General features: G+C 36.6%; 10 protein-coding genes and 1 other RNA gene. 2 read left to right on the top strand and 9 right to left on the bottom strand.

Annotated elements, in window-relative coordinates; translation table 11 throughout:
* Window positions 1–495: 495 nt before the first annotated feature.
* The 4 genes from recR to CD112_RS08770 all read right to left on the bottom strand — a co-directional run bounded on the left by recR (window position 496) and on the right by CD112_RS08770 (window position 3,952).
* Entirely contained in the window at window positions 496–1,092 is a 597-nt protein-coding gene (recR, locus tag CD112_RS08785; protein ID WP_002480399.1) for a recombination mediator RecR, read from the bottom strand.
* 6 nt (window positions 1,093–1,098) lie between these two features.
* Entirely contained in the window at window positions 1,099–1,416 is a 318-nt protein-coding gene (locus CD112_RS08780) for a YbaB/EbfC family nucleoid-associated protein (protein WP_002480398.1), read from the bottom strand.
* Between the two features lie 209 nt (window positions 1,417–1,625).
* Window positions 1,626–3,356 carry a DNA polymerase III subunit gamma/tau gene (gene dnaX, locus CD112_RS08775; RefSeq protein WP_103364175.1) on the bottom strand — a complete coding sequence of 577 codons (1,731 nt, stop codon included), beginning with the start codon at window positions 3,354–3,356 and terminating at the stop codon, window positions 1,626–1,628.
* 92 nt (window positions 3,357–3,448) lie between these two features.
* Window positions 3,449–3,952: a GNAT family N-acetyltransferase gene (locus CD112_RS08770; protein WP_103364174.1), complete on the bottom strand. Its 504-nt coding sequence runs from the start codon at window positions 3,950–3,952 to the stop codon at window positions 3,449–3,451.
* 224 nt (window positions 3,953–4,176) lie between these two features.
* On the opposite strand from CD112_RS08770, the gene CD112_RS08765 reads away from it, so the two are divergent.
* Window positions 4,177–4,362 carry a hypothetical protein gene (locus tag CD112_RS08765; RefSeq protein WP_002480395.1) on the top strand — a complete coding sequence of 62 codons (186 nt, stop codon included), beginning with the start codon at window positions 4,177–4,179 and terminating at the stop codon, window positions 4,360–4,362.
* A gap of 48 nt (window positions 4,363–4,410) precedes the next feature.
* On the opposite strand, the gene CD112_RS08760 is transcribed toward CD112_RS08765, so the two are convergent.
* Window positions 4,411–5,592, bottom strand: a complete 1,182-nt coding sequence (locus tag CD112_RS08760) for an MFS transporter (protein ID WP_002480394.1) — start codon at window positions 5,590–5,592, stop codon at window positions 4,411–4,413.
* A 126-nt stretch (window positions 5,593–5,718) separates the two neighbouring features.
* On the opposite strand from CD112_RS08760, the gene CD112_RS08755 reads away from it, so the two are divergent.
* Window positions 5,719–6,627, top strand: a complete 909-nt coding sequence (locus CD112_RS08755; RefSeq protein WP_002480393.1) for a LysR family transcriptional regulator — start codon at window positions 5,719–5,721, stop codon at window positions 6,625–6,627.
* A 95-nt stretch (window positions 6,628–6,722) separates the two neighbouring features.
* On the opposite strand, the gene ffs is transcribed toward CD112_RS08755, so the two are convergent.
* From ffs to treP, 4 genes are all read right to left on the bottom strand, one after another.
* Window positions 6,723–6,990, bottom strand: an RNA gene (ffs, locus tag CD112_RS08750) — signal recognition particle sRNA large type.
* Window positions 6,991–7,078: 88 nt separating this feature from the next.
* The gene (gene treR, locus CD112_RS08745; RefSeq protein WP_372514607.1) at window positions 7,079–7,801 is read right to left on the bottom strand and encodes a trehalose operon repressor; all 723 of its coding nucleotides are present in this window, start codon (window positions 7,799–7,801) and stop codon (window positions 7,079–7,081) included.
* Window positions 7,802–7,843: 42 nt separating this feature from the next.
* The gene (gene treC, locus CD112_RS08740; protein ID WP_061054934.1) at window positions 7,844–9,490 is read right to left on the bottom strand and encodes an alpha,alpha-phosphotrehalase; all 1,647 of its coding nucleotides are present in this window, start codon (window positions 9,488–9,490) and stop codon (window positions 7,844–7,846) included.
* Between the two features lie 97 nt (window positions 9,491–9,587).
* Window positions 9,588–11,015, bottom strand: coding sequence for a PTS system trehalose-specific EIIBC component (gene treP, locus CD112_RS08735; RefSeq protein WP_103364173.1), 1,428 nt, complete (start codon window positions 11,013–11,015; stop codon window positions 9,588–9,590).
* Between the last annotated feature and the right edge of the window lie 109 nt (window positions 11,016–11,124).

Here is an 11,124-nt window from a genome sequence, read left to right as displayed (position 1 = left end):
AAAAACTAATTGTTTTAAAACGTCCTTAAGACGTTTGTTAATTTGGAATTAACGTTGACATATTGTCATTCAGTTTTCAATGTTCATTCGGTTTATTTTTCCGACTCACAAGAATCAATTATACTCTCTTAAAACTTTAAAGTCAACACTTTTTTAAAAGTTTTTTGAGAAGTTTTTTTCTATGTGATTGTTGAAGTTATTTGTTTCGTTCGTTCAACAGGTATTAACTATACTAGCTTCTGCGTTTTTTTGCAACCCTTAAAACCCATCTTTTTTCGCTCTTAAACTACTCGATGACGCTATTTTCCGTACCTTTATTCTGATGAAACCTGTAACGTTCGTTAAATATCCCCTTACATTTCTATAACCCTTCACAATCTCTTAACATTCCTCACAAAAACCAAACTTTATTTTTTTCTGAAAAAGTTTTAAAAAAGTGCAGAAGGGCATAATAAGAGGTTGAACCTCTAGTATTATGACACTTCTGCACTGATTTTACATCTCTGTTCTGCCAGCAATTGCGCGTGACAAAGTCACTTCATCTGCATATTCTAAGTCTCCGCCTACAGAAAGACCTTGCGCCAATCTTGTTACTTTAATACCGATTGGTTTCACAAGTCGAGAAATATACATTGCTGTCGATTCACCCTCTAAGTTAGGATTCATCGCAAGAATCAATTCTTTTACTTCTTCATCTTTTAATCGTTCTATTAATGAAGGAATATTAATATCCTCCGGCCCGATACCATCCATCGGAGAGATTGCACCATGCAATACATGATATAATCCTTTATACTCCCTCATTTTTTCCATTGCAATAACATCCTTGTCATCTTCAACCACACAAATGACAGAACGATCTCTCTGTTTATCTTGGCAAATATAACAAGGGTCTTCTTCAGTAATATGACCACATGTACTGCAATATGTTAATTCACGTTTGACATCTACAAGTGCTTTTGCGAATTGAACGACGTCATCTTCTTTCATATCTAAGACATGAAATGCCAGACGTTGTGCCGTTTTCGGCCCAATGCCTGGCAATTTCATGAAACTATCAATAAGTTTCGAAATTGGTTCTGGATAATGCATGGCTTATCACATTCCAGGAATGTTCAAGCCTTTAGTGTGTTTGCCTAAGCGTTCTGATGTTAATTCATCTGCTTTATTCATCGCTTCATTTGTAGCAGCTAACACTAAATCTTGAAGCATTTCAACATCATCTGGGTCGACTGCTTCTTCATTGATTTCAACATCCACGACTTCTTTATGACCTGTTACAGTTACAGTCACCATACCGCCGCCTGCTGTACCTTTAACTCTTTCGTCTTTTAATTTTTCTTGCTCTTCAGCCATTTTCTTTTGCATTTTCTGCATTTGTTTCATCATTTGTTGCATATTTCCGCCACCGCGCATAATATAGTTCCTCCTTAGATTCTAGCTTTATTATTCAACATAAGTCTAAGATACAAGAGTTCAATCGTATTCAATCGATTTTTTTACTTATAATGGAAGAAACCCATTATTTACTCTCCTATCTCTTCTATTGATATGCAAATTATAACACAAAGCACACAGGTCTTTCGACAATGATGGTATCTGAAAGGCTGTGTGCTGTATTTTCTTTATTCTTCATCCATGACATGAACAGTGTCTTCACCAAACATGTCTTTGGCTTTTTGAACAATATCATCTTGAGGCGCTTCTTGTTTCGTTTTTGTTTGGTTTGCTTGTTGATTACGTTTTCGATTTTGAAGATATTCAGAGCGTACTTGCATCCATTGGTCTGCAGGTACACCGACAACTGCAACATCTTTGTTGATAATACTGCGTACAACTTCTTCTAAGTTTTTACGTTTCTCATCATCGTCATTTACGATTTCACAATGAATCTCTGCTTCAAATTGAACCAAGACGCTTTTTTCACTCGCTGCGACTGGAATAGAGTTTTGCAATAAACTCACCAACGCTTTTTGATTGTGATTTTTCGCATGATCAATTACTTCTTGCCAATGCTCTTTTAATAATTGAATATCTTCTTTATTCGCATTATCTAGTACCTTCGCAATTTGCGTCATAGAGTAGCTGTTCTTACTCTTACGACGCCCTCTAGAGGCTGTTTGTTGCTTAGGTGGAGTGTTCACTTGTGGAACACCTTGTTGTTTTAAAGCGTGCAATTCTTGCTCAAGATGTTCTAAACGTTGTAATAAAGCACTATTAACATCATTGGCACCTGCTGTTTGCGTTGCTTGCGGTTGATTCATTGAAGTTTGAGGCTCTGATGTTTTAGAAGCTCCACCCGCTTTAATCAATTCCGCCAATTTAACTAATAATACTTCAAAGTGTACGTTTTGATTTACACTAAAACGCACAGATACTAATGTATCATTAATTAAATCAATCATTTTATATAAGGTATCAAAGTCAAAGCCCATCAAAGCATCATATTCTGTTTGATTTTGGGCTGTTTTATTCATAATCGTATCACGTACAAAGTAAATCAGATCATTAATTAAACGATTGACTTCCTTACCGTCTTCTATAAATTGATGATAGCGTGCAAAAGCTGCTTTCACTTCTCCATTTGCGACATCATTTAATAAAGCATTCAGAGAAGCTTCATCTACACTACCAGTTACATTCAACGCATCTTGCAATGTTAAGTGTTCATCACCGAATGCAATCGCTTGGTCCATGATACTCAATGCATCACGCATACCACCTTCTGATGCTTTCGCAATAAACGCAATCGCTTCTTCATCGAATTCAATATGTTGAGATTCCGCAACATAACGCAAACGATCAATAATTTGATCTAAACTGATAGCTTTGAAATCAAAGCGTTGCGCACGTGAAATAATAGTAGGCGGAATTTTATGCGGTTCCGTTGTCGCCAGAATAAAAATAGCATGTGCTGGCGGTTCTTCTAACGTTTTTAACAACGCATTAAATGCACCCGTTGTCAGCATATGCACTTCATCGATAATATAGACTTTATATTTTGATTGTGATGGTGCGTATTTCACTTTATCTCGTATGTTTCTGATTTCATCGACACCATTATTACTTGCTGCGTCAATTTCAATGACATCTGAATTAGAGTCTTGCGTAATACTCTTACAGATGTCGCATTCATTACAGGGTTCTCCGTCAACGCTGTTAGGACAGTTGATTGCTTTCGCAAATACTTTCGCAATACTCGTTTTCCCAGTTCCTCTAGGACCACTGAAAATATAAGCATGCGATTGTTTACCTTTAGCAATCGCGTTACGGAGCGTCTTAGTTACATGCTCTTGTCCAACCACATCACTGAAACTTTGTGGTCGATACATTCTATATAAAGCTTGATAATTCACTTTCGCACCTCCGAATACAAATCATCATTATTATAGCACGCAGACAGGATGCAATGCGATGATAGAAATCAAACTTCATTTTCAAAGATTAACTATCCTTGTGGATGCGCATCTAAAGTATCCCACAATAGATAAACACTATATTGATCTATATCTTCGCCCTCTGGAACTTCTACACTGAAATTACTTAAAGGGATAAAACCGAGCGATCTAAAATAATCTGGTTCACCCTCTACAATAATTTCATTATAGCCAGCCTCTTTTGCTCGGCTTTCTACTGCTTCTACCAAAGCCTTGCCGATTCCATATTCTCTATAATCCTCTTTCACAGATAATGAACGTATCATTAAAGGGCGCTGTATATCTTCTTCATTTCGAATCAACTCTTGCATCATCAAAATATGACCGACGATTTCATTATCATCAGTACGCGCAATCATTTCAAAATCATGATTATAGTTAGGCAAGCGTCTTAATTCACGCAAACTATCTTCGTAATATTCCCCTTCGAAGAGCCCTTCACTGTCTTTTTTGTCTTTTAAGTGTGCAATCACTGGATAATCATTTTCTGTTACTGTACCTAGAAATATCTGCATACGTTCCCCTCCGTTATTCAGTAAAAAGTATTAAGTACATTATAACGTAACTTACTTTTTTCTCTTATTAATATGGGTTTATGCATTTTCGTCAATCGCTAAAAACCCATGACGCTCCTTTTTTGAAGAAATTATATAATATTTGTAAAATTAATGTAAATTATGTGATAAGATATGAGTTAACTAAGTCAGCATTGTCAAAATCCATTAAGGGGGCGACACACATGGTAATGAAAAATAAAGCTTATACCCTTTTAGGCATCGTGTTTATTGTATTGTGTCTAGCCAATTTTGTTGTTTTGTATAATATATGGGCAGTTCTGCCAGGCTTGATTTGTGGCATCGTCTTTTTACGCTATGGTATTCAATTCAAAAGCGCAGAAGAAATTTTAAAAGAAAAAACACTTTGAACTAAGAACAATGCGGTATACCTCTTTACAGGTACACCGCATTTTTGATTAATATTCCATTGTTTTATGTTTACGACCATGCATGAAATAATAAAGCGCAATTACACCAACTAGTAATAATGCCATTAACATATAAAGGTTTCGATAGCCTACACTACCAATTAAAATGCCGAGTAATGTCGGACCAGCACCGGCACCTAAATCCGCAAAGATATAGAACGTTGAAGTCGCAAGTCCAATCTTTTCAGGTGGTGAGGCTTGAATCGCAATCGTTTGGAAAGATGGAATTAATGTACCATAACCAATACCGATGAATATAGCTGAGAATAATAACATCCAGCTGCTATGCGTCACACTTAATAACACTAAGCCAATGACGAATAGTACTAACACAGGATAAACAACTTTATTCGCACCATAATTATCGAACACTTTACCTGTAATCGGTCTGACAACGAACGTACTAAATGCGTAAACCACAAAGAAGAAACTTGCAGCAGCCGCTAAACCAATGTGACTGGCATACGAATCTAAGAATGCGAGTACGCTTGAATATGCAATCCCTACAAAGACAATGACAATAGAAATCGGTATGGCCTGTTTTTGTAGAAATTGGCCGATGCCTTTAGCTGAATTCACTTCTTTATTCTCTGCATCTACCATAGGTTGTCTAATATTAGAGATAAAGAGTGATAAAACTCCAGCAAGTAAGATACAGATTAAACATACAATGAAGTTACTTTCAAAACTGAAGCGTTGGTTGATTAAAATACCTAAGAAAGGACCAATCGCTGAAGCTACTGTTGTACTTAGTGCGTAATAGCCGATACCTTCACCTTTTCGATCTTCTGGCACAATCGTAGATGAATACGTTCCTGTTGTTGTAGAAGCCATCCCAAATGCGATACCATGGATTAAACGCACAATGATTAAAACTAATAAGCTATGAATAAGGAAATACAACGCTATGGCCACAAATGAAAAGACCAAACTTGCTAAAAGTGTCTTTTTCAAATTAAGCTGATCAATATATTTCCCAGTAAATAAACGCCCGAATAACATTCCAATAATAAAGATACCAGCAGCTAAGCCACCCATACCTTCTCCCGCATGGAAAGTATCTATTGTAAAAGAAGTTACAGTTACGATTAAGGCGTAATGAATGATATACATTAAGAAGTTAATCAATGTAATAAATATAAAATCTTTCGTCCACAAATGACGATACATATTTGTACACTCCCTCTATACGTCACAAAATTTTCAATGAAACTATTATAATCATAAATAACACTAATGTATAATGGAATTTATTAATGTTTTCATAAGCAGAACTAATGAATAAGAGGTATAGTTATGAATTTCACACAGTTATATTATGTTAAAACAATCACTGAAACAGGTTCAATTACAAAAGCAGCAACCTTATTACATATCACGCAATCCGCGTTAAGTCAGTCTATCTCTCATTTAGAAGACGAATTAAATTTAAAGCTGTTTCAACGTCAAAAAAGTGGTACAACTTTAACACCGCAAGGCAAAGAAATATATCCCTTCATCTTAGATCTGTTAGAACAAGAATCCACACTTTACGAGAAAATTGAAACTTTGAATTCAGAAATGAAAGGGACCCTTTCAATTGCTACAGTTCCAAGTTTATTTATGACTATCGTCCCAAGTGTAATGTCTACATTTAAAAGAGACAACCCCAATATTGATGTACAAATTACTGAAGCTGAAAATGATGAAGTTCAACGTTTAGTTGTCAGCGGAGAAGCTGACATCGGTTTATATACTATCTTAAAAGAAGAAGACTTAGACGTACGTGGTGCACGTTATGCGCCATTATTCTCTAGCGGTTTTACCGCTATTGTCCCAAGTGACTCTAAACTTGCTTACTATAAACAACTTTCACTAGAAGATATCAAAGGCTTCCCATTCATTCTATATGATCGCAACTTCTATAAAAAGAACATCCAAAATTTCGAAGAAAAGAATGGTTCAATCAACCTATTATTTTCCACTGAAAACGTCGGTGTATTATTCAATTCTGTTGCGGAAGGCTTAGGTATCAGTATTCTGTCGGATTTAATGGTAGAAAGCACGCCTTATTATCAACGTGATATGATTACTACAGTTTCTGTAGGTGCGCCATTTAATCAAATGATAGAATACGGAGTCCTTTATATGGAAGATTCCGAGAAACAAAAACAGATTTCAGAGTTCACGAAGTATTTAGTTAAAGCTGCCCATGACAACCATTAAATAATCCAAATTAAAAAGTGCTTTCATAAGATAAGTTTCAACCTACCTTATGAAAGCACTTCTTTATATATTGGTTCATTATAGACATAAAAAAACCGCGCAACTTTGCTTTGAATGTGTATCATGAACGTTACCAAAGTCGACAGCTAAATCTCGGCTACCCTACGGCACATATGATAATCCACTTAATGCTGCTTCCGTCAGGACCTGACATGATTCATGGGTTCATATTGCATAGGACCGAAATCTTCAAACACCTCGTGCTTTGGGCAGACTTCACAAGTACACACCCTAGGCAAAGTATTCAGTCTCGCATAAGCGGATTTCGAGAATAGGGAACCGCTACCTCCCCACCTAGCACGGCAAGTTATATCTTACTATATATTAAGCAGGTAATGCAAGTATTAATGATTTGTAAATCTTCCTCTTAATAAGTGCTTCATTTTCTTCCTTATCTTCTTGAGAAATCCACAAATCTGAATTCAGTCGCAATATGTTTTGCGATATTGTATTGGAATTTCGTTGTATCTTTTAAATGCACGACACCTCTGACGGTGGCAGTGTAAGGTGGATTTACTTGTCCGAAAGCTTCATATTCCGCTTCTCCAAACGCCTCAAACGTAATGGCCTTACTAGAATAACTAATCTCTTGTTTAAGTTGTTGCTCAATATATTCATAAAGCGAATTCTTCACAATCGTTTCTGTTAAACCTGGAACGACAGCTTCCACCAAGTAATCTTCATCTATAATTTTGACTCTGCCATCCATTTTACGATAACGCACAAGATGCCACAACACGGCATTGTTAGTTAAATCTAGTGCTTCTTGGACAGCAGGAACTTCTTGTGCTCGTACAGTTTCTAATAATTTCACTTCTGTTTCTAAAGCAATCCCTAAATTTTGTTGGACCTCTTTGAAACTTGTCAGCTTAGAAAACGGAAATTCTTTAACACCTTGGTAAATCACAATTGAGCCTTTGCCTCTGATTTTTTGAATCATACCTTCACTGACCAATAAATTCAGTGCACGACGTACTGTTTCACGAGAAGCGTGATACATTGTGACCAAATCATGTTCAGAAGGCAGTTGTGCCCCATATTCCAACTTTTCATTTACAATTTGCGTTCTTAAATCATCATAAATCTTGGTGAATTTCTTCGGTTTCGTCATCATCGTTCTCACTCTATCCTTCATTCGTCTTAATCGTTATAGTGCCTAGTTATCCTCTTGTGCAATGACAATCGCACCATAACCTTCAATTTCTCCATCTACAATCGTACCGCGCTCTAAAACAACCTCTCCTGTTGTTTCAAGATTTTCTGGTAATAAAGCCGCTTCTTTACTAAAGTTTGCGATTACCAACCATTGTTGATTTTGATACGTACGACGATAAATCATTAATTGCTTATCATCCATATATAACGGCGTTATATCTCCATACGTTATAATATCATGTTCATGACGTAAGCGGATTAATTCACGGTATGTTTGTAAAACAGAATGTTCATTTTCAATTTCATCTTCAACATTAATATAACGTGCGTTGTCTGGAATATCAATCCAAGGTGTACCACTTGTAAAGCCAGCATTTTCAGCCGGTGTCCACTGCATTGGTGTACGTGAATTATCACGAGATTTTTGCGCAAGAATCTGCATAATACGTGCTTCTTCTACACCTTGTTCTTTTAAATTACGATACGCATTCAACGATTCAACATCGCGATATTGATCAATACTTGTGAAATGCGGATTAGTCATTCCGATTTCTTCACCTTGATAAATATAAGGTGTCCCTTGCAGCATATGCAGTGCTACAGCTAACATTTTCGCACTCTTTTGACGTAATTCCTCTATTGAATCATCTCCAAAACGAGAAACAACACGGGGCTGATCGTGATTGCACCAGAAGATTGCGTTCCAACCGCCGCCTTCATGAATACCCATTTGCCATTCCATCAAAATGCGTTTAAGTGCTAAGAAATCATAATCTGCATACGTCCATTTTTCACCATTCTCATAATCTACTTTTAAATGATGGAAGTTAAACACACTATTTAATTCTTCACGCTCTGGTTTTGTGTACTTAATACAATTTTCAATCGTAGTAGAAGACATTTCTCCGACTGTCATTAAGTCTTTACCTCCGAATGTTTCTCGATTCATTTCATGAATGAATTCATGTACACGTGGACCATCTGTATAGAACTCTTTCCCAATCGCTTCAGAATCTTTGAATTCATCTTTAGAAATTAAATTGATAACGTCAAAGCGGAAACCATCTACACCGAAATCAATCCAATAATTGATCATGTCGTATAATGCTGTTCTCACTTCAGGATTTTCCCAGTTTAAATCTGCTTGCGTCACATCAAAAAGGTGTAAGTAATATTCATCGGTTTTTTCATCATACTTCCATGCATTACCCCCGAATTTTGACTCCCAGTTTGTCGGAGGCGTACCTTCTTTTGCGGGCTTACGGAAGAAGTAATAATCACGATATGGATTTTCTTTTGATGAAATCGCTGATTTAAACCACTCATGTTCTGTTGACGTGTGATTGATGACGATATCCATCATCACTTTTAAATTATGCGCATGCGCTTCATCTAGTAAACGGCGTAATTCTTCTTTCGTTCCGAAGTCTTCATTAATATTATAGTAATCACTGATATCATAACCATTGTCATTCATCGGTGATTGATACACTGGTGTTAACCAAAGGTAATCGACACCTAAATACTCTAGATAATCCATCTTTTCAATAATCCCGTTTAAATCTCCTACACCATTTCCTGTCGTGTCATTAAATGATTTTGGATAAATTTGATAAACAACAGACTTTCTCCAATCGTTATGTTTCATAGTATGATCACCTTTTCCTCTCTCTTTATAAAAAAACAGAACACCTTTTGTATGATGTTCTGTTTTTTAAACGTACGTTTTATATATCTATAATAACTTAATCTACCATTTCTTTTGCTTTTGTTTTCGCAAATTTTGAGAAGATGACTGTTAGAATGGCTGGTACAATCACCGCAATAACTGTACAAATCGCATAGACTACCCAATATTCTTTTTGGATAGAAATGATTGCAGGTACACCGCCGACACCAACGTTACCTAATACTTTGCTGGCACCGATGAAAGCACCAAGCACACCTGATGTTAAAATTGCCGCAACAAATGGATATTTTAATGGAATGTTTACCCCGAACATTGCAGGTTCTGTAACACCTAGTAAACCAGACACACTTGATGTAATCGCTAAACCTTGTTCTTTCACCATCTTACGACGTTTGTAGACGTACCAAGCACCAAGCGCTGCTGAACCTTGACAGATATTTGAAATCGCAAGAATCGGCCATAAGTATGTCCCTTTTAATGAGCTACCCATTAATTGGAAGTCCACAGCTAAGAACATGTGGTGTAAACCTGTAATTACAAGCGGTGCGTAGAATAAACCGTAAATCGCGCCGCCTAACCAACCTGCGCGGTTGAATAAGAATGTAACGACATCTGTAATACCTGTACCAATCCATAAAGCAATCGGTCCAATAACTAAGAATGCAAGGAACCCTGTTACTAATAATGCGATAGGGCCTACAACTAACATCTTAATTGAGTCATGAACGACTTTGTTTAAGCCTTTTTCAATTTGTGCTAAAACATAAGAAGCTAATAATACGGGTAATACTTGTCCTTGATAGTTTAACTGTTTTACATCTAATCCGAAGATATGCCAGACAGGAATCTTAGATCCTTCATTTAAAGCATATTGTGATACCAATTGCGGATGCATTAAGACAAGTCCTAGTACTAAACCAAGTACTGGGTTACCACCGAATACACGCATACTACTCCAACCAATCAACGCTGGCAAGAAGATAAAAGCGGTTGTCGCAATCACATTCACAATGTCTGCGAAGTCATGAATTTGCGGGAATTGTTTCACTAATGGTTGCGGACCGAATAAGTCCTCCATTGTTAAAAGGTTATAAATCCCCATTAATAAACCGGCAGTTACGATAGCTGGTAAGATTGGGATGAAGATATCCCCTAATAATTTTACGAGTCTCTGCAACAGATTACCTTTTTTCGCAGCCGCTGCTTTTACTTCATCTTTAGAAGCCCCTTCTTTACCGACTTCATTCATAAAACGTTTATATACTTCATCGACTGTCCCCGGGCCAATGACAATTTGATATTGATTATCCGCTTTAAATTGTCCTTTAACGAGCGGATTCTCGCTTAATTCATCCTTATTTACTTTATCATCATCTTTTAATACTAAACGTAATCTCGTGACACAGTGCGTCGCTGTCTCTAAGTTTTCAGCTCCCCCGATTGCTTCCACAATCTGTTTAACATCTTTATCTTTTACAGCCATCTGACTCACTCCCTTTATTTTATCTTTGAATCCATTGTACTTGTCTAGACAAGTTATGTAAAGGCTTTCATCAGAAATATTTTTAAAAAAGCGATAATCCTACAAAAAG

The organism is Staphylococcus simulans (assembly GCF_002902285.1).
Classification (GTDB): domain Bacteria; phylum Bacillota; class Bacilli; order Staphylococcales; family Staphylococcaceae; genus Staphylococcus; species Staphylococcus simulans.
This window is presented reverse-complemented; position numbering and strand designations above follow the sequence as displayed.